Origin of the sequence: Paenibacillus sp. S28 (assembly GCF_016624415.1) — a bacterium.
Taxonomy (GTDB): domain Bacteria; phylum Bacillota; class Bacilli; order Paenibacillales; family Paenibacillaceae; genus Paenibacillus_AQ; species Paenibacillus_AQ favisporus.
This window is the reverse complement of the sequence record NZ_JACVTM010000003.1, coordinates 24,447-45,771: the sequence shown is the minus strand read 5'-3', so window position 1 is coordinate 45,771 and position 21,325 is coordinate 24,447. Positions and strand designations below refer to the sequence as shown.

General features: G+C 53.7%; 14 protein-coding genes. 5 read left to right on the top strand and 9 right to left on the bottom strand.

The annotated features are described in order from the left end of the window. Window positions 1-160: 160 nt before the first annotated feature. From IAE55_RS08755 to IAE55_RS08720, 8 genes are all read right to left on the bottom strand, one after another. Entirely contained in the window at window positions 161-1,447 is a 1,287-nt protein-coding gene (locus tag IAE55_RS08755; RefSeq protein ID WP_200631764.1) for a glycoside hydrolase family 30 beta sandwich domain-containing protein, read from the bottom strand. 467 nt (window positions 1,448-1,914) lie between these two features. Further along, window positions 1,915-2,931 carry an endo-1,4-beta-xylanase gene (locus tag IAE55_RS08750; protein WP_200631762.1) on the bottom strand — a complete coding sequence of 339 codons (1,017 nt, stop codon included), beginning with the start codon at window positions 2,929-2,931 and terminating at the stop codon, window positions 1,915-1,917. A gap of 156 nt (window positions 2,932-3,087) precedes the next feature. Then, a complete protein-coding gene (locus tag IAE55_RS08745) occupies window positions 3,088-4,047 on the bottom strand; it encodes a carbohydrate ABC transporter permease (protein ID WP_186320158.1) in 960 nt (319 codons plus the stop codon). Between the two features lie 2 nt (window positions 4,048-4,049). After that, window positions 4,050-5,009 (bottom strand): ABC transporter permease, encoded by a 960-nt coding sequence (locus tag IAE55_RS08740; RefSeq protein WP_152400901.1) that lies wholly within the window; start codon window positions 5,007-5,009, stop codon window positions 4,050-4,052. A gap of 90 nt (window positions 5,010-5,099) precedes the next feature. Then, window positions 5,100-6,794 carry an ABC transporter substrate-binding protein gene (locus tag IAE55_RS08735; RefSeq protein WP_200631760.1) on the bottom strand — a complete coding sequence of 565 codons (1,695 nt, stop codon included), beginning with the start codon at window positions 6,792-6,794 and terminating at the stop codon, window positions 5,100-5,102. Between the two features lie 131 nt (window positions 6,795-6,925). Next, a complete protein-coding gene (locus IAE55_RS08730) occupies window positions 6,926-8,470 on the bottom strand; it encodes a response regulator transcription factor (protein WP_200631759.1) in 1,545 nt (514 codons plus the stop codon). Window positions 8,471-8,496: 26 nt separating this feature from the next. Beyond that, window positions 8,497-10,299, bottom strand: coding sequence for a sensor histidine kinase (locus tag IAE55_RS08725; RefSeq protein ID WP_200632162.1), 1,803 nt, complete (start codon window positions 10,297-10,299; stop codon window positions 8,497-8,499). Between the two features lie 4 nt (window positions 10,300-10,303). After that, on the bottom strand, window positions 10,304-11,869 hold the full coding sequence (locus tag IAE55_RS08720; RefSeq protein ID WP_234489412.1) for a response regulator transcription factor: 1,566 nt from the start codon (window positions 11,867-11,869) through the stop codon (window positions 10,304-10,306). A 252-nt stretch (window positions 11,870-12,121) separates the two neighbouring features. Between IAE55_RS08720 and IAE55_RS08715 the strand changes: the two genes are divergently transcribed. From IAE55_RS08715 to IAE55_RS08695, 5 genes are all read left to right on the top strand, one after another. Further along, on the top strand, window positions 12,122-13,885 hold the full coding sequence (locus IAE55_RS08715; RefSeq protein ID WP_200631757.1) for a sensor histidine kinase: 1,764 nt from the start codon (window positions 12,122-12,124) through the stop codon (window positions 13,883-13,885). A gap of 2 nt (window positions 13,886-13,887) precedes the next feature. Continuing rightward, the gene (locus tag IAE55_RS08710) at window positions 13,888-14,682 is read left to right on the top strand and encodes a response regulator transcription factor (RefSeq protein WP_200631754.1); all 795 of its coding nucleotides are present in this window, start codon (window positions 13,888-13,890) and stop codon (window positions 14,680-14,682) included. A gap of 119 nt (window positions 14,683-14,801) precedes the next feature. Further along, window positions 14,802-16,139, top strand: coding sequence for an extracellular solute-binding protein (locus IAE55_RS08705; protein WP_145025376.1), 1,338 nt, complete (start codon window positions 14,802-14,804; stop codon window positions 16,137-16,139). 94 nt (window positions 16,140-16,233) lie between these two features. After that, window positions 16,234-17,115 carry a carbohydrate ABC transporter permease gene (locus IAE55_RS08700; protein WP_089545774.1) on the top strand — a complete coding sequence of 294 codons (882 nt, stop codon included), beginning with the start codon at window positions 16,234-16,236 and terminating at the stop codon, window positions 17,113-17,115. Window positions 17,116-17,169: 54 nt separating this feature from the next. Then, window positions 17,170-18,015, top strand: coding sequence for a carbohydrate ABC transporter permease (locus IAE55_RS08695; RefSeq protein WP_397344938.1), 846 nt, complete (start codon window positions 17,170-17,172; stop codon window positions 18,013-18,015). A 78-nt stretch (window positions 18,016-18,093) separates the two neighbouring features. Here IAE55_RS08695 and IAE55_RS08690 read toward each other — a convergent pair whose 3' ends face one another. After that, window positions 18,094-20,823: a DUF5704 domain-containing protein gene (locus IAE55_RS08690; protein ID WP_234489411.1), complete on the bottom strand. Its 2,730-nt coding sequence runs from the start codon at window positions 20,821-20,823 to the stop codon at window positions 18,094-18,096. Window positions 20,824-21,325: the final 502 nt, after the last annotated feature.

The window sequence follows — 21,325 nt, the reverse complement described above, 5'->3', positions numbered from 1 at the left end:
CAGGCTTTTGAGCATTGAGCATGTAATCGGGATTGCAGAGATAAGCAAAAGAACACCTCCCTTGGATGGGAGGTGTTCTTTTTTTAATTACATATCGTTCCCGCTTAACGAACCGGCGGGCTGAAATTATCATCCTATCCCACCGTTTAGTTTGCACCGTTTAATGCGCCAATTCGCCTACGAAGGTTGTCACGCTTTGGGCAGGAAGCTGGGCCGTAAAAGAACCGCCCTTTACTTTAATCGAAGATCCGGCGGTCATATTTCTGCTGGCGTCCGTTACCCATGGGGTGACCTTAGACGCCTTGCCGTTTTGCAAGGTGAAGGTTTGGCTTACCGCTGAGGTGCCTTTGTTAATGGCCACAATCACGACCTTGTTGTTGCCTTTATATGCAGAAGTGTAGACGTTGGTATCGGGGTTCTTCGTTGCATCGACCCTGACATAACCGGGGCGGACAAATTTGGAGAAATGAGCCATATTATACCCGCGCTTGCTTATCGTACCGTCCTCTTTCATAGGACCATACTGCCTGCGGATATACCACCATACGTAAGCCTCGAAATCTCCCTCTACCATCGCATTATGAATATGATAGGACACGTCAAGCGCCTCGGGCCACCGATCTGCAGAGTTAGCCTCGCTGTTCGGATAGTATACTTCCGTCATCCACAGTTCTTTGCCCGCTCCCTTTTCCTTAAAGAGAGGATACGCGAAATCGCTGATCTGCGTCCCGTACAGGTGGGTACCCAAAATGTCCATATTGGCCAGGGCCTGCGGATCGTTCAGAATAGGTTCGGACATGTTTTTCAGGTATTGAAACGATTCCGGCGCGATAACCCGGCAGTTAATGGAACCTGCATTTTCCTTCATAAAGCGAAGCATCTCTTCAGGGGTCCACCACGTCCAGGTATGGGCATAATCAGGCTCATTCTGGACGGATATCGCATATAGATCCACACCGTTGTTCTTCATGAAAGTAACGAAATCGTTAAGATACTGGGCATAGTCGGCATATTTGTCGTATCTTAGGCGTTTGGCCGACGTATCTCCGTTCCGGTTGAACGTCTCTGTCATATCGCTCGGCGGATTCCAAGGAGATGCAAACACAATGGCTCCATGTGCAATCGCACTCTTGGCCGTTTCGACTTCCTTGCTCCAATTGTTCCGATCTTCATCCACATGAATTCTGAGGATGGAAAAGCCCAGCTGGTTGTCCCCATTGCCGAAGGCCGTTTCTCTTTGGGCTTCCGTCAAATCCCCGATCCAGACGGGGTGGTTGATTCCCCCAAAACCGCGAATCACCTGTTTTTCCGCCGATAAGTTGATGGTGGCGTTACTTGAAGCCGACACCTGAGCCGGCCCCGGCACGGCCAGTACGATCGACAGGGCCGCTACACCGGCTAACCATCCGCAAACCGATTTTTTCAGACGTGACCACGTTGCGTGCATTTCTATCAATACCTCCATTCTCTTGATAGAATCATTTAGCTATATAGATTGAACAAAAGGGTTGCACTAAAACTTCCTGTTATAACGGCCCAATACGGCCTATAACATTCTTTGTTTAGTTCATTCTATATTGCCGGACTAAAATTCGGTTTCCTCTCACCCCCCTGTTTAAGTCTTGATTTCCCCTTCATCTCAGATTCGGATAACCATCGATGGGCGAGACCCCAATCCCTCGCTCAGCCAGCCGCTCTTTGATATCAATGCTTCCCTGTCGGTAAGACGCATGACGTTTCTGCCCGAACCCCATCGAAGTTTCCATGCTACGAATGTATTCCGATTTAGAACATCCCATTGGTAAAGGAATGAGCCGTCCCCCGTAGATCATAGGAGAACGGCATCATCGAATACCAGGCGCTTGCTTGCTGCAAGCTGCAAGATTCCGCTTCTTCGCTATTTTGCGTTTCCGCCTACTCCGCAAACAACGCGGCGATCCGGTCATAAGCCAGCTTCGGACGGTGCTGCGCATCGAACAGCATCGGCCAGTTTTTGCGGCCGCGCACCGGAAAATCGTCCAGCCACGTATAGTCGTCGGCCGCCCCCCAGAAGGTCACCCCGCTGATGACGTCGCGGTACTCCTTCAGCAGACCGAACACGCCCTCGTACAGCTCCGCCTGACGCTCGAGCATGCCCGGCTCCGGCGAAGTCAGATCGGCCCGCCTGTCATCGAAGCGGAAGACCGACACGTCCAGCTCGGTGAGCTGCAGCTGCAGGCCGAGCGAAGCATACTTCTCGATCGCCGCACGGATATCATCCAGGGACGGATCGAAGAGGTTCCAATGGGCTTGCAGGCCGATGCCGTGGATCAGCGCGCCTTGCTCCAGCAAGGACTTCACCAGCGCGTAGATTTTATCCCGCTTGGCGGGATGTGATTCGTTGTAGTCGTTGTAGAAGAGCAGGGCGTCCGGATCGGCGTCATGGGCGTATTCGAACGCCCTGGCGATAAACTCCGGCCCGGCGATGTCCAGCCACTTCGACGGACGCAGAAGCGCGTCGCCTTCGTCGGCGATAACCTCGTTGACCACATCCCAGGCATAAAGCCGGCCCTTGTACCGCCCCACCACTGTATCGATATGCGAGCGGAGCCGCTCAAGCAATAAGGCCTTGCCTGCCGGCCGTCCCTGGCTGTCCTCGAACAGCCAGTCCGGGGTCTGATTATGCCAGACGAGCGTATGCCCGCGCATCGCCATTTGGTGCCTGCCGGCGAAATCGGCCAACAGATCAGCATCCTCAAACGTATACACGCCTTCCTCCGGATGAACGCTGACGAACTTCATTTCGTTTTCCGCGGTAATGCTGTTAAAATGGTGTGCCAGCAGCTGCTCCTGCGACCGGATCGTCCGCGGATTGACCGCCGCTCCGATCCGGAAATGCTGCGCGAAAAGATCCTTCAGCGCCTGCTCGGTATGCGTACCCGTTGAATTCATGACAGACTCCTCCTGCCTATGGGTGTTAATTTGGACTTTAGTGAAATCTGGCGGCCGCTACCATGACCGCTTAGGAGGCCACTAAAAGGCCCCTATGCGGTTCCCTTAGGGTTCGAAAAATCGCCATCCACGGCGCTTTTCCGTTTTTTGACTCCGTTACTCTTTCACGCTGCCGACATTGAGCCCGACCACAAAGTACTTTTGCAGGAACGGATAGACCACCAGAATCGGAACGGAGGCTACAATCGTTATGGCTGCGCGGATCGAGAGCGGCGTCACCATCGATACCGCGGTTTCCTGGTTCACGCCGACGCCTGCCGCCACGTTCGGATTGCTGTTGGAATTCATACTCGACGAGAGCAGTTTCATCAGCTCATACTGCAGTGTACTGAGCTCCTGTCTGGAGGAGGTATACAGGAATGCGTCAAACCAGGAGTTCCATGCGCCTACGGCCACAAACAGTGCGATGGTGGCCAGCACCGGTGTACACAGCGGGAAAATGATCCGCAGGAAAATTTTGAAATCCCCGGCGCCGTCGATCTTGGCCGATTCGACCAGGCTGTCCGGAATCGTTCCGATATAGGTGCGGATGACGATCATGTTGAACGCGCTGATCATGGACGGGAAAATATACACCCAGAAGCTGTTCAGCAGGTGCAGGTCCTTGATCAGGAAGTATCCCGGGATCAGGCCGGCGCTGAAGTACATCGTCAGCACGAAAATGACGGTGATCGGCTTGCGGAAGACGTATTCCTTCCGGCTCAGCGTATACGACAGCATCGTTGTCAGGAAGATGTTCAGCACCGTGGACAGCACGGTCCGAGCCACAGAGATCCAAAACGCGTCATAAATCGTGCCCGATGCGAACACCGCCTTGTAGTTCTGCAGCGTCCATTGCCGTGGCCATAAATAAATGCCTCCGCGGATCGTATCGTTGCCCGCATTCAGCGACACGGCGATCGTGTTCAAAAACGGATACAGCGTGACAACCACCAAAAAGATCATAAAAATCGCATTAAACGTATTGAACAGCACCGGCTCAACCTTGCTCGAGCGCATGCTTTTTCTTATCGTAACACCAGCCGCTCCCTGCGGGCTGATTTGATGATTTTCCATACTCATAACAGCCTCTCTTCCCCAAGCCGCTTTGCGGTCCAGTTGGCCACCAGTAACAGGGCGACACTCACGACCGTTTTAAAGATCCCGCCGGCTGTGGCAAGTGAATAGTTTCCTTGAGCGATCCCGTATTTCAAGACAAAGATATCGATCGTTTCAGCCCAGTCCACGACCAGCCCGTTGCCGAGCAGATACTGAACCTCAAAGCCAGCGTCCAAAATATGGCCGATGGACATGATGAGCAAAATGACAATCGTGGATTTGATCCCCGGCAGAGTTACATGAAGCATCTTCCGGTAGCGGCTGGCTCCGTCCATCTCCGCCGCTTCGTACAGCGCGGGATCGATCGACGCCATGGCGGCCAGATAGATGATCGTATTCCAGCCCACTTCTTTCCACACATGGGAAGCACCGACAATGCCCCAGAAATACTTTCCTTCGCTAAGCCATAAAATCGGTTCCTTGATCAAATGCAGCTTCATCAAAATATCGTTGACAATGCCGTCGGAAGCCAGCGAGGTGGCTACGATCCCGGTCACGATAACCCAGGACAAAAAGTGCGGCAGGTAAGAAATCGTTTGTACCGTCCTTTTCCAAATGACCTTTCGAATTTCGTTGAGCAGCAGCGCGAGCACGATTGCCGTTACGAAACCAAGCACGAGATTGATAATGCTCATACCGAGCGTATTACGCAGCACCCGCATGAAATCGTCATCGGTAAACAAAAATTTAAACTGCTTGAATCCGACCCAGTCCTGCTGGCTGAAGGAACGCGCCGGTTTGTAGTTCTGAAATGCCATCGTCCAGCCCCAGACCGGAACGTAGGCAAATAAAATGATATACAGCGTCAAGGGCACGGACATCCAGATCAACTGCTGCTGGCTCTTCAGCACAGCCCAGGTCAGCTTCCGTTTCTTCTCTGGTTTCCGGACAGCTTTCTTATTGGTTACAGTCACAGCCATACGTTTGCTCTCCTCACCATATTCAAATTCCGGAGCGGGTATCTATAAAGCGGAAGGCGCTCATTCGCGCCTCCCACTTTCTGTGAACCCTTATTTGCTCCAATTGTCGATTCTCCACTTGATTTGCTCGTTGATCTTGTCTTCGTACGCCTTGACATCGACCTTGTGAATTTGTGACGTGTACTCATTCCATACCGAATCAAAATCGGACGGGTTCGCCAAAACGGCTTTCGGCAAATACTTGGTGGACAGATCGTTCAGCTTCGTGTTCGCTACTTTGGCTGGCGATCCTTCGACCAGATCGATGGACCAGGCCGGGTAGTAAATTGGATTCTCCGGCGGCTCGCTGAAGAAATCGACGTAGCTGTCAAAGCCGTAGGCTTCCAGGAATTTTTTGTCGTAATCGTTCAGGCCCGCTTTGTATTCTTCCGGCTGTGCAGCGGCGTCGGTGGAGTTGCCGTCGCTGAAGCTTCCCTCGATTTTCGGCAGGTTTCCGAAAAGGGCGTCAGCTTTGTTCGCCAGCTTCCATGTTCCGTCCGACTGCTTATCCCGCTGCTCCTGGGTTCGCATAAAACGGCCCTGCTCGTTGACGATGTAGTCCTCACCTTCAATGCCCCATGAGAACACTTTTTGCCAATCTTCCGTGATCAAGGTGTCGAGCAGCTTGATGATCTTCACAGGATCCTTTGCATTGACGCTGATTCCGAAGCCGTTGTTCAGGTTAAGCACAGCCCGGTCGCGATAATAGTCCTTCGTGCTTGTGTCATATACGAGCGGAAGTCCCACATACGTCCGGTTAAACTTCTTCTGGGTGATCAGCGAGTTCTCGGCATTCTGGAAGTTCCAGTGCTGGTCGAACATGCCGAGCACCGTGCCGCTGGACAGTTTGGCCAGGTACTGGTCAAAGTTCTGTACGAACGTCTCTTTGTCGATCAGCCCTTGCTCGTTCATTTGATTCAGCTTCTGGTAATATTGCTTGGCATAATCCTTATCGGCAAAAATTTCGGCTACACCGTTGTTCACAACAACGCCGCCGTCGTTCGGATGACCAATCAGATGCTGAGGCGGGTTAAAGAGACCCCAGTTTTTCCAGTCATAGTTCAAAATCTCAAAACCGATCGTCGGGCTGCCGTCGATGGTCGGATGCTTCGCCTTATACTTGGCGATCAGGTCGAAGTACTCGTCCAGCGTCTTCACCTTCGGATAGCCGGCCTCAGCCAGCACGTCCTTCTGAACCCAGAACGCCGGCCCGGAATACCAGGTGCTGTTCAGCTTGCCGTTGTATACTCCATAGTTCGGCAGAATATAAATGTGCCCGTCGTTCGGGTCCTTCATCATGTTCCAGTATTTTTCATAATGCTTCTTCAAATTTGGCGCGTACTTCTCGATCAAATCCTCCAGCGGAATATAGGCTCCAGCCGCTGTCAGCTTCGTGTTGCCGGTCATCAGATCCGGGTAGTCGGAGCCGGCAATCATGACGCCCAGCTTCTGGTTAATGTCGCCTGCCAAAAACTCGAAATTAAACGTGGCTCCCGTCTCATCCTTGATTTTTTTGTAAATCTTGTTGTCCGGAGTGGGCTGCTGCCCGGCTTCCCCGATGAAAACGCTCACGTTGAACGGCTCCACCTTTCCGTCGCTGCTGCTGCCCGTCGCTGTCTGCCCTGTAGAGCTGCTGCCGTTGTCTGCGCTGTTGTCTTTGCTGCCGCCGCAGCCGGACAGGACTACGCTGAACGTCATCGCCATGAGTATGCCAAGACGAACCAGCGGTTTAAATCTTCCCCCCATGTAAAGCACCTCCGTCAAATTTTAGCCACACCAAGCTTTTTATTGTAAGCCTTTTCATGTAACTGTCTTTATTGTAAAAGCGCTGCCATAGCCGAAACTATATCGGAATTAAAGGAGTCACCTTCAAAACTTTAGAACATCCTTTTTTTGTATTCATTGGGGGACACGGCATGCCTCGCTTCAAACTGCTTGAGGAATTGGCCGTAATGGCCGTACCCGACGCGCTCCGCAATTTCGCTGTTCTTCAAACTGCTGTTTTCCAGAAGGCGTACAGCCTCTTCAATCCGCAGATTATGCAGCATTTCGTTAAAGCCGATGCCGTTCTTCTTCAGCAGCAGCTGGCCGAGATAAACGGGATGCAGGTAGAAGACCTCAGCCAGCTTGCGGATCGTCAGCGGCTCCCGGTAGTGCTCGCGGACGTAGTCGATAATTTCCTGGGCAATGCCCTGGGACTGCCGCTGCTGTTCCCGCATAAAAAAGTCAATGCAGCCCTCGGCGCAGGACAGCAGATCGCCGATCACGTCGCCAAGCGTCATCACAGTGCCGGATATCCGAGGAATGTTGTACTTTTCGATCCAGGGCTCCGCTGCAGTGCCGGCTGCTTCGCGCATATGGCTCATGATTTGATACATGACATGGATAGCGAGTTTTTTGACGATGTCCGGATTCGGCATGGACTCCCGCAGACTGGAATCCGCTAACTGTACCGCCTTTCGCAAAGCCGGCATGTCCAGCAGCGACACAGCCTGGAGCATTTCTTCAAACAGATCCAACCGCTCGAAATGATCCTCAAACTGGAGATGTTCCACCTGCTCGTAGAGGATCAAGCCCGGAGCATGATCAAGGTAAAAAGCATATTGTATGGCCTTCTTCGCCGTCTTGCAGCAGCGGCTGATCCGAAGCAGGCTGTTCTCCGCCTGCCCTGACGCCATAAACACCCGTTGTCCGTCCGCGCTATCCGCCAGCAGCTCCTCCGGCATCGCGCAAGCTGCCTTATCGTTATCCTCTGCCGAGTCCCAACCATACACGATCCCGAAGCTGCTCGGCTCCAGATCGACCAGGTATATGTATTCGCCCGCCTCTGCCATTGCGGCAGCCTTCGTCCGCAGCCGGGCAAGAGGATCCGGCGCCGCCTGCACCAGGCACATGTTCCATGCCGGCATGGCATCTGACAGGCGGGTTACCTCCTTCTCCCTGTCGTCCAAGGCGTCCGGGCCGCCGCTCAGCAGATCTTTAATCATTGAAACCGCCTCTTCGTAAGAAGCCATCCTCGTCAGGCTCTGTTCCTCCCGCTCCCGCACGAGCTCCCTCCGAATGTCCCGGATCTGCTCAGCCGCCTCCTCCGGAATGACCGGTTTGAGCAGGTACGCATTGACGCCGTATCGCAGCGCCTTCTGGGCGTATTTAAATTCGCCAAATCCGCTGACAATGGCGAATTTGACCGGCGCTGTCCCCTCCCGGCTCCATGCCTCGATCATTTCAAGCCCGTCCATCAGCGGCATCCGTACGTCGGTGATGACCAGGTCCGGCGCCAGCTCCCGGATTAAATGCAGCCCTTCCTTTCCGTTGCTTGCGCGGCCGCACACCTCAAAGCCCAGCTCCTCCCAGTCGATCCACAGCTCCAGCCCCTCCAGGGCAGCGGGTTCGTCATCGATCAACAACACTTTAAATGTCATGGTTCCCCTCCTGTATTACGGATCGATCAGCCTGCCATACCGCTTAGAAACTTGATCGGAATTTCAAAAAATACGGTCGTGCCCTGCTGCGGGCTGCTTACGATATCAAAGCGCACCTGATCGTGATAGTACAGCTCAAGTCTCCGGTACACGTTGCGGATGCCGATATTGGCGCCGGACTCGTCTTCGGTCTGTACCGCCTTTTTAATTTCCTTGAGCCGCTCCAGCTCCATGCCTTTGCCATTATCCGCAATAACGATGCGCAGACGCTCTTCGGTAACGTAAGCGCTGACCGTTACGATGCCCTGTCCGTCGATCGCCTGAAGCCCGTGTTTACAGGCATTTTCCACGAGCGGCTGAATGCTCATTTTCGGAATTTTATACTGCAGCGCGTCCGGATCGATATCGAAACGGTATTCGAATTTGTCACGGAACCGGAACTTCTCGATTTTGAGATACATGTCGATAAACATAATTTCTTCCTCCAGCGTCACGATGTCTTCCTTCCAGCTGAGGAGCCGCCGCAGCAGCTTGGACAGGCTCTTGATGATGTCGGTTACGTCCGTGTAGTGGTTTTTCGTACAGACGACGAGGATCGCATTCAGCGTATTGAACAGAAAATGGGGATTCATCTGGCTCTGCAAAAAGTTCAGTTCGGCCCGCACCCGCTCCATCTCCAGGTTTTTCTGCTGGATTTCCAGCTTGTAGACGTTGTTGATCAGGAACTTGATCCGGCCGGTCATCTTGTTGAAATTGCGGATGAGTCCGCCGATTTCATCACGCCCCTCGTCGATCTGGATCAGGTCGAACTTCTCATTCGTCACCTTCTGCATATGCCGTGCCAGCCGCTTCACGCGGTAATTGTAGGATCTCAGCATAATGAAAATAAATCCCGTCGTGAACAGGGTAATCCCAGCTGCAACGATTCCGACGTACAATCTCATTTCGTTCATCGCATTGGTGATGCGCACACCCTTGGTGATCCCGATCAGCCGCCATCCCTTGACGTATTTGGCGGTGCCGATATTGACCGAATGAACGTCCTGTTCCTTGTCCTCAGCAGACAGTTTGAACACCGGGTACGCGTCCGTCGTGCCGGTCTGGTATCCGCTCTGGGCCGACATAATGATTTGGTTCCGCTCATTGACCAGGTAAAGATCCAGGTAATCTTTTTCCCGGACAATCACGTCATAAATTTTGTTCAGGTCGATGTCGATTCGCAGCAGCTTCTGATAGTGGTCGTAGTTATCAAAATAATCCATCCGCTCGATCACGCTCAAATAAGGAGCCATAAACACGCTGCTGCTGGCTTGGTTGGCCCGGTACGCCGCAACGAACACCGGATTCTGCGAGTCCTTCCACAATTTATACCAGTCGCTCGCCCGGACCTCGTCATCGATGATGTGGTAGTTCCCTCCGTCGACGATCGTCGGATTATCCGTGAAAATGCTGATGCGTTCGATTTGGTTGTTCACCGGAATGTAGCTGGTCACCCGGTTGCGCAGCTGCTCGTCAAAGGCGTCATAAAAATCGATCTGGCTCGCATATTTCCGGTCGAGTATTTCATACAGCGTCTTATCGCTGCTTAAGGCATGGCTGACCGCTACCCCGCCGTCGATGAAATCGTGAATATCCTTTCTCGCCCGCTCGATCGAGATATCAAGGTTCTGCTCCTCCCGCGCTTTGATCAGGTCCGACAGGCGGTCCGTCACCACCAGGTTGATGACGATCACCGGGAGCAGCACGCCGACGATAAAAATGAGCAGAAATTTATAATTCAGCGGAATATCATTGACGATCTTCCGGAGCTTGAATTTGCGCGTGGACATCATTTCATCGCTCCCCCATCGGTCCATCCGGCGAATTTCCGGCATCCTGCTTGTAGGCCGAAGGCAGCATGCCGGTTTTCATCTTGAATTTGTTAATAAAATAGTCCGTGTTCGGGTAGCCCACCTGAAGCGCCACGTCGGAGATTTTGAGCGGGGAGCGCTTGAGCAGCCTTTTCGCCTCTTCGATCCGCTTGTCATTGAGGTATTCGTTAAACGGCTTCCCCGTCGTTTTCTTGAACAGCTGGCCCAAGTAAGTCGCGTTCATATGAAAATGCCGGGCCAAATCCTGCAGCTGCAGCCTTCCGCGGAATTCGCGGTCGACGTATTGCACGACCTGGTAAATGGTGTTGCTTTCGCTGCTCAGCTTCAGTTCGGACATAAGGGCCCCCGCCTGAAGGCAAAAACGCTCCATATAGGCCTGAAGTGCCCGGTAATCCCTGATTTCACCAAGCGTGCCAAGCTGCCTTTCCTGCGCCTTCATCAAAGCGGCCGGGTCGCCGTTCAGGTCCTTGATCAGGCCGCAGACGGACCATTCCATATCCGCCACATGGGTCTTCACCCATTCCAGCTCCACAGGACCCGCGGCAATCCATGCGAAAGATTCCCTAACACAAGCGGTGATGCCTTCCGGATCCCCTTCCTGCACCGTTTCCAGAAGCGTTTTGAATGTTTGCAGGAGCAGCTCCCGGTTTACCGGACGGATGCACTCCTGGTAGAAAAACACCCCGCTTTTCCCCAAACAGCGCTTCCGCTCCACGACTTCCACCGTTTGGGCATACAACTCCCGGATCGAGCGCAGACTGCGTTTCGGCTCGCTGACGGCAATAATGACCGGCCCGTCCAGCCGTTCAGTCAGCTCCCGGTGAATCTGGATTGCGGCTTCCTGCAGACGGCCCGAAACTGAGGCGCCGGACTGCACGACAAATCCCATTCTTCCGCATCCGTCCTGAAAAAGACAGCCTGTTTCCCCCTCAAATCCTCGAGTCAGCAGCGGACTTACCTCAGCGGGATCGAATACGTTTTCTATCCATACCAGCAAGCATTGCAATTCTGAATTGCCCTCCAGCTTCAGGGAGCGCTTGATCTGCTCCTCCATGGCTTCGCCGTGCTCTCCCTGTATCAGCCTGTTCATCATATGGCTGACGGCCAACAGCTCCTTTTTCGCCTGATGATGCTCTGCTTCAATTTCATCGCCGATCTTCCGGCTGAGCTTGACGAGCAGTTCGCCTATCTCCTCGTCATCCACCGGTTTAAGCAGATATTCAGCCACCCGCTGCCGCATCGCCGCCTGGGCGTACGAAAAGTCGTCATAGCCGCTCAGTACGACGAATTTGGGTGGTTTGGCCAGCAGCTGATTGGACTGCTCGATCAATTCAATGCCGCTCAGCACCGGCATGTTGATGTCGGTGACCACCAGCTCCGGACGATGCTCCTGAATGAACCGCAGCGCATCCGGCCCGCTCTGTGCCTCCCCGCAAACCTGAAAACCGTATTTGTTCCAGTCGATCATCGTCCGGAGGCCCTCAAGAACCCACGGCTCATCGTCCACCAAAAGTACGTTCAACATCATCCTCGCTCCTTACTCATTGACCCACCGGTTGTAAGCGCATTCACAAAGGTGTGTATGGCAGGTTTCCCTCTATTACCTTCTAAGTTAGCCTGATTTTAGCAAAAGAGTTGTAAAAAAGAAACCGTTCTCTTTCTGCATCTTTACGCCATGCCCGCCTGAAAAAGGATAATGACAGAAACCGCTGACTTAGGTTACATTTCAACTATGTCATTCCTCTTCCATACCACTCTCCGTTCAGAAAGGTTGACCCTGATGCGAACGAAACTGAACCGGTTCAACACGCTCCGGAACCAAATGCTCTTCGGCTTTCTGTTTGTGATGCTCATTATTTTGTCGGTTGTGGGGATCGTGAACTTCGATACAGTCTCCAGGCTGCTGAAAAACAACGCGGAGAAGCACATTCAACAAACGGCCATTCAGGCGAGCGGAAGGCTTGAGGCCGTTCTGAACCAAATCGATTCCCTGACCACTCAGGTCGCCACCAATACCTACGTTCAGCAGGTGCTGCTGAACGAGTCGGCAGGCAGGCACGCGACGTTCTCGGAACGCCAGTCCTTGCTGAACAGCATCAAAATCGTTCAGACCTATGCCGACGGCGTCAACTCGGTCGAGCTGTACAGCGGCAGCAAACGCAGGCTGTTCCCGCTGGATGAAGGCCATCTGAACAGCAGGATCAGCCAGAAGTGGATCGATAACGCCCGCGAGGAAAAGGGGCGCATCGTCTGGATCGGGATCGATCCGCTGGATCCGAATTCCGTGCTGGCGATCCGCAGCGTCAGTCTGATGGACCAATGGTTCAGGCCGGGCGGGTATCTCCTCATCCGGATGAACCGTGAGATTTTTCAAATCGACGAGGCGCTGAACGAGGATGGCGGCCGCGAAACGATGCTGCTTGCCGACCGGAACTACAGCCTCATCGCCGTGAACGACGACCAGGTCACGCCCTGGCGCATCAAGTCCCTGGTGGATACGAACGACGCGGTCGTCGCCATCGACGGACAAAAGTACATGCTCGTCAAGCAGCAGTCCGCCTTGACCGGATGGACACTGCTGATCCTGACGCCAATCAGTGCGATCACAAGCGGCATTTCGGTACTGCGCACCGCGATCCTGGTCTCCGCGGGCATCGGCAGCATCCTGTTCATCCTGCTGTCCTTCCTGCTGTCGACCCTGATCACGCGGCCGGTCTTCCGCCTGATCAAGACGATGCGCAGCGCCCGGCTCAGCGGCCTCAAGCCGACGGTGCAAATTTCGTCCACCATTGAAATCAACGAGCTGAATCACTCCTACAACCAAATGGTTGAGCATATGAACGAGCTGATCGGGCTCGTTTACGAGAAGGAAATTTTGCAGAGCCGCACGGAATTGAAAGCGCTGCAGGCCCAAATCCATCCACATTTTCTGTTTAACACGCTTGAAGCGCTGTACTGGTCTCTCATGGAAAAAGACGAAGACGAGCTGGCCGAATATGTCGTGGCGATGGCCGATCTGTTCCGTTATACGATCACCGGGCCGGGCAAGGAGGAATGGGTCCGGCTCGAAGATGAGCTCGAGCATATCGAGCGCTACCTGCTTATCATGAAAATGCGGCTCGGCGACAGGCTGTCCTGGTCGATCTCGTCGCCGCCGGCTTTGGCATCGGTGCCGATGCCAAAGCTCCTGATCCAGCCCTTGGTGGAGAACGCCATCCTGCACGGCATCGAGGGCCGGATCGGCCCCGGCAAGGTGTCGGTCGGCGTTTCCCTGTCCGCGGATCAGATGCATCTGGTCGTCACGGTGACCGACGACGGAAAAGGCATCGACGAGGACAACCTCCGCCGAATCGTCACGGCGCTCCAGACCGGAATGACGCCGCCCTTCAAAGGCTCCGGCATGGGGATTTTTAATGTCCAGCAGCGGATCAAGCTCTACTACGGCGGGGACCGGCCGGATGAATCCGGGCTGGCGATCGACAGCCAAATCCACCGGGGAACCCGGGTAAGCTTAACCATTCCGATCCAGACAGGAGAGATATAACGATGGTTAAATCGAAAACGATTTTAGTCGTAGATGACGAACCCCGAACGAGACAAGGATTGACCCGCATGCTGGAAACCTGGGGGAACGGCGCATGCAGCGTCATTTCGGCGGACAACGGCCGCGACGCCCTGTACCTGCTGGAGCGCGAGGCGGTCGATCTGCTTATTACCGATATCCGCATGCCGGAGATCAGCGGACTCAATCTGGTGCAGCAGCTGGAATCCGGATCAACGGCCGCCCAGCCGGCCATTATTCTGATTTCCGGCTACGCCGAATTCGAGTATGCGCAGCAGGCGATCCAGCTGGGCGTCGTCAATTATTTGCTCAAGCCGATCCGCAAGGACAAGCTGTTCGATGCTGTAGAGAAGGCGCTCCAGGTTCAGGAGGAACGCTCGCGGATGAACAAAATCCAGCGCATGGTCGACAGCAAGCTCCTTGACGCCACCGGGGACGTGAATACGCTGGCAGAGCCGGTCCAAGAAGCGCTTCAATACGTGTCGCAGCATTTGGATCAAGGCTTCGGTCTGCGGGAGGTGGCCGATCACGTCCATTTGAACCCCAGCTATTTCAGCGTCCTTTTTAAGGAGCAGATGGAAATGACCTTCATCGAATATGTCACCCGGCTCCGAATCCAGAAGGCCAAGGAGCTTCTTCTGCAGACGAAGCTGCCGGTCTCGGAAATCGCCGAACGCGTCGGCTATCAGACAACCAAGTATTTTAACAAGGTCTTCAAGGACTACGAAGGCGCAAGTCCTGGCGCCTACCGCAAAGGTGGTCAGGCAGCACCCAAATAAAGTGGAACTATACCCAAACGCTGTGCCCTTATGTCCTCCTAATACGGGATGCTACACTTGGCTTCAGAGGGAAAGCGCATACATCTCTCGCGATGATACGAAGGGGGAAACGGGCATTTATGAAAAAGAAATGGTTATCCGCATCCATGCTGCTGCTGGCATTGACACTCGTGCTGTCGGCCTGCGGCGGAAGTAAAAACAGTTCGGACGACGGCAAGACGGCCGCCGGCGGCGGGAGTTCATCCGGTGGTTCCGGTGATAAAGTCACGATCAAAATGATGCACCTGTGGCCGGATGGCAGCAATTCCGCCCAGAACAAGCTGGCGAAGCAAATCATCAGCGAATACGAGCAGGCCAACCCGAACGTCAAAATCGAAACGGAAGTGCTTGAGAACGAGCAGTACAAAAATAAACTGAAGGTCCTCTCCGCCTCCAACAGCCTGCCGGACGTCGGCTTTACATGGGCTGCCGGATTTTTGGAGCCGTACGTTAAAGGCAACATGTTCGCCCCGCTGGACGACCTGCTTCAAGGCGACCTGAAAGACAAATTTGTAGCGGGAACGACCGAAGCCTACGCCGTGGACGGCAAAACATACGCGCTGCCTGTCGAGCTGAACATCGTGCCTGTTTATTACAACAAAGAGATTTTTGCCAAATACAATCTGCAGCCGCCGAAAACCTATGAAGAGTTCAAAAATATCATCAAAACGCTGAACGATAACAAAGTCACTCCGATCGCTCTTGGATCGAAAGACGCCTGGACCGGCTCCTTCTGGTACATGTACCTGGCTGACCGGCTCGGTGGTCCGGACGTGCAGGATCAGGCGGTAGCCAGCAGCACATTCAGTGATCCAAGCCTGATCCAGGCCGCCAAGGAAGCCCAGGATTTGGTGAAAAGCAATGCCTTTGTAAAAGGCTTTAACGGGCTGTCCAACGACGAGGCCAAATCCGAATTCATGAACGAGAAAGCGGCCATGTACGCTATGGGAACGTGGGAAGTGCCAAACTATACGACCAATCCGGATATCCCGCAGGAATTCAAGGACAAGATCGGCTTCTTCAAATTCCCGACGATCGAAGGCGGCAAGGGGAACATTAACGACTGGGTCGGCGGCGTCGGCGTCGGTATGTTCGTCTCCGAAAACTCCAAGGTCAAAGAGGATGCCAAGAAGTTCGTCAACTACTTCGTCAAAAGATGGGGTGAGTTGTCCGTGGTTGACGCAGGCATTATCCCAGGAACAAAGGTCGACACCTCCAGTGTCAAGCTGCCGCAAATGTTCATTGACGTCTTGAACGAACTGAATAACGCCAGCAAAGTCATTCTCTATCTGGACGTACAAATGAAACCGGGTGCCGCAGAAGAACATTACAACCTGATTCAGGCACTGCTCGGCAATGCCATCACACCGGAGGAATTCGCCAAAAAGCAGGAAGAGGCGTTAAAGACCGGCAAGTAACCGTCATGGTAGGGGATGAAAGGACGAACCGGCGAGCTCCGACGGGGCGTCCTTTTCTCGTATCCGACTAGCATCGTAAGGAGGCTTCCTAGTTATGGACAAAGTGATGTCGAACAAAAAGATCATCGCCCTATACGTGCTGCCGTCCCTGCTTCTGATTATGGCCATCATTTATATTCCCATCGTTCTTACCGGATACTACGGCCTGATGAAATGGGATGGCGTCAGCAGCATGAGTTTTATCGGGATGGAGAACTACGCCAGCCTGATGAAGGACAGCGCATTCTGGAACAGCGTGTACCATTCATTATTATTCGCGGTACTATCGACGGTGAGCCTGGCCGTTTATATGATCGTTGCACTGATCCTGGCCGGGAACATCAAGGGGGCGGGACTCCTCCGGAAAATCTATTTGATTCCGATGCTGCTCTCTTCGGTAGCCATTGCCCAGCTGTGGCTGAAAATCTACCATCCGACAAACGGCATCCTCAATACGTTTCTCGTGTCGCTTGGCGTGGAGGATCCCCCTGCGTGGCTGTCGGATCCGAAGCTCGTGCTGTACGCCTTGTTCATTCCGATTCTATGGCAGTACGCCGGTTTCTACATCCTGATCTACTACGCCGCCCTGAAAAACATTCCGGCATCGCTCATTGAAGCAGCCCGGATCGACGGAGCCAATCCGTGGCAAATTGCCCTCCGAATCAAGCTGCCGCTCGTTTCCGAGGTTGTCAAAGTCACGATTGTGCTGGCCGTCGTCGGCTCGCTGAAATATTTCGATTTGATCTACGTCATGACAGACGGCGGGCCGAACGGGGCCAGCGAAGTAATGGCGTCCTATATGTATCAAAAGGCGTTCCGCGGATTCGATTTCGGCTACGGCAGTGCGATCGGCTTCTTCCTGCTGATCATCTGCATGGTCGCCACCTGGGCGATCCGCAAGGCAACGGCCTCCAAAGACACGATTCAATATTCCTGATAAGAGGAGGTGCTTATGATGAGAACCGCAAGTCCGGCCGTATCCGTTCCCGTGATGCGGTCTTCCCGGCCTGTTGGCGCCAGAATCGGCTCGGGCCTGCTCTATGTCGTGCTGATTGCGGGAGCGGTCCTGCAAATTTTGCCGCTGGTATGGCTGCTTTTGTTTTCCTTGAAGAATAACCAGGAGGTATTCAATCTTCCTCCTTTCGCCCTCCCCAGCCATCCCAAATGGGAGAACTATGAAAACGTATGGCAGCAGGGAAATATCGGCCGTTATTTTATTAACAGCGTCCTGATCACCGTCATTGCCGTCGTGCTGACGATTCTGCTCGCCAGCTTCGTGACCTTTGCGATCACCCGGATGCGCTGGAAGCTCAGCTCGCTCGTCCTCGGCCTGTTCATGGTGGGCATGATGATCCCGGTGCATTCGACCCTGATTCCCTTGTTTATCCTGTTTCAAAAAGTGGGGCTGACGGACAACCAGCTCAGCATCATCCTGTCCTACACCGCCTTTAACCTGCCGATTACGATCATGATCCTGCTCGGCTTCTATTACGCGCTGCCGCGGGAAGTGGAAGAGGCCGCCATTATGGACGGCTGCTCCGTGAACCGCATGTTCTTCCGGATCGTGATGCCGATGACGTTCTCCGTTATTGCCACGGCTGCGATCATCAACATGATTTATAACTGGAACGAGTTTATTTTCGTCAACACCTTCATCAGCTCGGACAACCTGAAGACCTTGACGGTCGGCGTCCAGAACTTCGTCGGACAGTACACGACCGACTGGGGCGCCATCGGGGCGACGCTGATGATCAGCATCCTGCCGATTCTCGTCATCTTCCTGGTGCTCAGCAACCGGATCGTGGAGGGCATCGCCGCCGGGTCGGTCAAAGGTTGATACATTTAGCGCACAAAAAAAGGGCTGTCCCCAAGGTCAAAACTGACCTAAGGGCAGCCCTTTTATACTGACTTTCCGTTAATGCGGCACCTGGCTGCTGAAGTCATCCCTGCTAGATTGATCGGTCTGGTAAAAGACGACGTCGCCGTCTTTTAGCGCAAACCGGTTCCCGTAGGCATCCTGGATGTTCCGGTTAAAGCCCTCCATCTGCCACTGATTCATCAGCGGGGCGTAAATGTACTGCAAATGCGGATTTTTCAAGTCGCCCGCCTGAATGGACTCGATATTGAAGTTCACGACGATGTAGCCGTTCTTCAGAAAAATCGGGGACTTGTCGTCCAGCCCGCCATGCGTGCGCCCGTATTCCGCCACATTCGTGCCCGCTTCAACCACATAGGGATCGGCCGGCAGGCTGTACTCGCCGTACCATTTCTGGATCGATACGTCAGCACGTTCGCGGTCCACCGATTCGGGTACGGGGTCCTTCAGGCTGAGAAACGTCCGCAGCTGTTCAGGTAGAAGCAGCAGACTGTAGCTCCCGACCGGCGTCTTTTGCTTCGTATACTTGTTTACATAGCTGCTGATGTATTCGTTCCGGTTCTGCCCCCCGGCTGCGCCGCCATGATTAAACTTGTAGCCTGCCGTATCCCGCAGCTCCTGCGCGGGCACGTTCCGCAGCCGGTCATTTAAGATGACGTAACGCTGAACCTGATCCGCGGACGAGCCGATTTTCACAAAATGCTTCGAGCTGGTGCTGTAGTACAGATCCACCGGAATCCGCGTATCCCCGCGGCCGTTGACGGCCTTCCCGTCTTTTCTGACATAATAGAAGGTTGGCGTAATGCGGATGCCGTCCAGCGGGCCGAACATATTCCCTTTCGTTTTAAAATCAAACTTGAAGTGGTACCCGGTCTTGACGGACACGTTCTTGAAACCCTGCAGCGGGCTGCTTCCCGGACGGATCGGCAGCGTAAAGACGGCTGCATTGCCACGCGGATCGCCATCGATCCCTTTCTGACCAACCCAATAGGAGACGCCCGTCTGGATCGCGCTGCCCTTCTGGGACCGGAACACGGTCTCCCAATTGTAATCGGCAATATCGGTCACATGAAAATCGTACAGCCGTCCAATGACATCAACCGCCACCTCATCGTATGCGGCATGATGCACCAGGCTCGTATTGGCGTCATTTTGCTGCGTATAGTCGGCCGGGGCATTTTCGGCAATATTGCGAAACGCGATCTGGTATGGACCTTCGTCCACCCATACCGGCAAATAAAATGTCGTGTCCATCTGGCCGACCGGAATGTCCACCCATGTATTTTTCGGAATAAAGGTGGTCCGGTTCCCATCATAGACGTCAAAAGGGAACTTGACCTGCTTGGTGCGGAAATACTTGGCGTAATCCCGGTTGCCGTAACCTGGATAGCTGACATGCTGCCCGCTCGTCGGAATCCGGACCGTGAACGGGCGTTCCAGAATCAGGGCGGACCGGCCGGCGTCCGGATTCGTTTTCTGGTTGTGGGCCGCATCGTCCGACACGGAGGAATAGTTGACCACAGGCGTATGGACCGTCACGGTGTTGATGCCGTAGATCGGAAACTCCTGGTTCTGCCCGCCGTTTATATTTCCCGGCATCAGGTCATATTCGATTTTACCCGCGCTCGGCGTATCCTTTTTATTGGTTTTGCTGCGATCGATCAGATTTCCCGGGCTGTACAGCACATTATCACTGATCTGGGGCGGCTCAGGAATTTGAGACGGGGTCGGGCCGGATTCCTCAACCTTCTGGTTGTTCATAATCGTCTGTCCGTTAAAGACCAGCGAGTCATTCGTCACCTGGATTTTGCCGACGGCTTTCTCCGCTTCCCCTTTTAGGGCGCCTTCGTCATTCGGCACCGCCGGCTTGGACTTGCCCCCGGTCAGCGTCTGTCCGGCAGCCGTAAGCTCTCCAGGCGGAGCAGGCGGATCGTAATTTCCAGTCGTCGCAGCAGCATAATACGGTGGACTGTAACCACTCGGCTGGATGGCAATCCGGCCGCCCGGCAGGGCGTAATTGTCGAGAATCGCCTCGCGGATTTGGTAGACTTCCAGGTTATCGATTTTCCAGAAAGCATACCGCCGCTCAATTTGGTAGGTATACGTTTTGCTTTCGGTCTCGCTCTGCGGATCCGGCTCGATATGCGTTCCTTTGCCGTCGGCGTTCGGCACTTCCTTGCCCGGATCCCACTTCAGCGTGTACTCCTTGGTTACGTTAACCGTATATGTACACGTCCCGGTCATCTGTACGAACTTGTCCTGGTACAGGTGATTCCGGGCGAGCACATTGCCGTATAGGCTCTCGGAGGTCGGAATGCCCTGAAGCACGTCAAACCGCTCGCTGCCGCGGGCATCAGCTTTGATTTTGGCTGTCACGACGGGGTCCATGTATTTGCCGGTCATCGATTGACCCGGCGCCGGCTCGGTGCAGCTTACCTCGGGATCCGGGGGATCGACCGGCGGCGGTCCGTCCCCGCCCCCATCGCCGACAGTCACGGTGGCTGTGCCGTACAGGTAGTAGAGGCCGCTTTTCCATATGGCCGTGATTTTGGCCGTGCCTTTGCTTACGGCGGTCACGTTCCCGCTGCTGTCCACCGTCGCCACCGCGCTTTTGTCGGAGCTCCACACCGTCTCGGTTCGGGTGGTCACATCAACGAAATCGCCGAAGCTGGTATCTCCTTTCACGCTGAAAGGCTTCGTGCGCACCTCGGCTTTAAAGTTCTTCTTCTCCCCGGGTTTCATCGATGCACTCGCGGGAGTCACCCGCATTTCCTTGATTTCTTTGGCGATGCCTTCCCATTTAAGGTCTAGATCGATATCATATTCAACAAGAAATTTTGGATATCCATTTGGCCTTTTGTTGATATCCAGTTTCTCTCTATGAGTAAATGTTTCACCTCCAGTGATAACCCACAGAAAGAGACTTGTATTATCTTCGAGAAATACTAAATTGGGTACATGCTTAGTGCCTGGCTTAAAATAAATACTATCAGTAAACTTTGTTCCGTCTTTCATCAATTTCAGGTTTTCCACAGCACCTTTGGGAACTGGTTGACCGGCTAAATCTAAAAAATCACTCGGGGAGTAGTCCAATGTATTGATTTTAGCACCAGTTTCCGTCTCCAATGGGTATGGTGCATTGTCTTTCCCTCCCATAGCAGCAATATCAGTGATTCCATTATCATTTCTATCTGCTTGAAACGAACCGTCATTTAATTGGTACCAATATACTCCCGGATTAGCATGTGCCTTAGCTGTCACCGATTTTGTT

Excerpts from the sequence above, each read along its gene's own strand:
- IAE55_RS08755 (WP_200631764.1), bottom strand. The coding sequence starts at position 1,447 with ATGCACGCAACGTGGTCACGTCTGAAAAAATCGGTTTGCGGATGGTTA.
- IAE55_RS08750 (WP_200631762.1), bottom strand. The coding sequence starts at position 2,931 with ATGAATTCAACGGGTACGCATACCGAGCAGGCGCTGAAGGATCTTTTC.
- IAE55_RS08745 (WP_186320158.1), bottom strand. The coding sequence starts at position 4,047 with ATGGAAAATCATCAAATCAGCCCGCAGGGAGCGGCTGGTGTTACGATA.
- IAE55_RS08740 (WP_152400901.1), bottom strand. The coding sequence starts at position 5,009 with ATGGCTGTGACTGTAACCAATAAGAAAGCTGTCCGGAAACCAGAGAAG.
- IAE55_RS08735 (WP_200631760.1), bottom strand. The coding sequence starts at position 6,794 with ATGGGGGGAAGATTTAAACCGCTGGTTCGTCTTGGCATACTCATGGCG.
- IAE55_RS08730 (WP_200631759.1), bottom strand. The coding sequence starts at position 8,470 with ATGACATTTAAAGTGTTGTTGATCGATGACGAACCCGCTGCCCTGGAG.
- IAE55_RS08725 (WP_200632162.1), bottom strand. The coding sequence starts at position 10,299 with ATGTCCACGCGCAAATTCAAGCTCCGGAAGATCGTCAATGATATTCCG.
- IAE55_RS08720 (WP_234489412.1), bottom strand. The coding sequence starts at position 11,869 with ATGATGTTGAACGTACTTTTGGTGGACGATGAGCCGTGGGTTCTTGAG.
- IAE55_RS08715 (WP_200631757.1), top strand. The coding sequence starts at position 12,122 with ATGCGAACGAAACTGAACCGGTTCAACACGCTCCGGAACCAAATGCTC.
- IAE55_RS08710 (WP_200631754.1), top strand. The coding sequence starts at position 13,888 with ATGGTTAAATCGAAAACGATTTTAGTCGTAGATGACGAACCCCGAACG.
- IAE55_RS08705 (WP_145025376.1), top strand. The coding sequence starts at position 14,802 with ATGAAAAAGAAATGGTTATCCGCATCCATGCTGCTGCTGGCATTGACA.
- IAE55_RS08700 (WP_089545774.1), top strand. The coding sequence starts at position 16,234 with ATGGACAAAGTGATGTCGAACAAAAAGATCATCGCCCTATACGTGCTG.
- IAE55_RS08695 (WP_397344938.1), top strand. The coding sequence starts at position 17,170 with ATGCGGTCTTCCCGGCCTGTTGGCGCCAGAATCGGCTCGGGCCTGCTC.
- IAE55_RS08690 (WP_234489411.1), bottom strand. The coding sequence starts at position 20,823 with ATGCGGGTGACTCCCGCGAGTGCATCGATGAAACCCGGGGAGAAGAAG.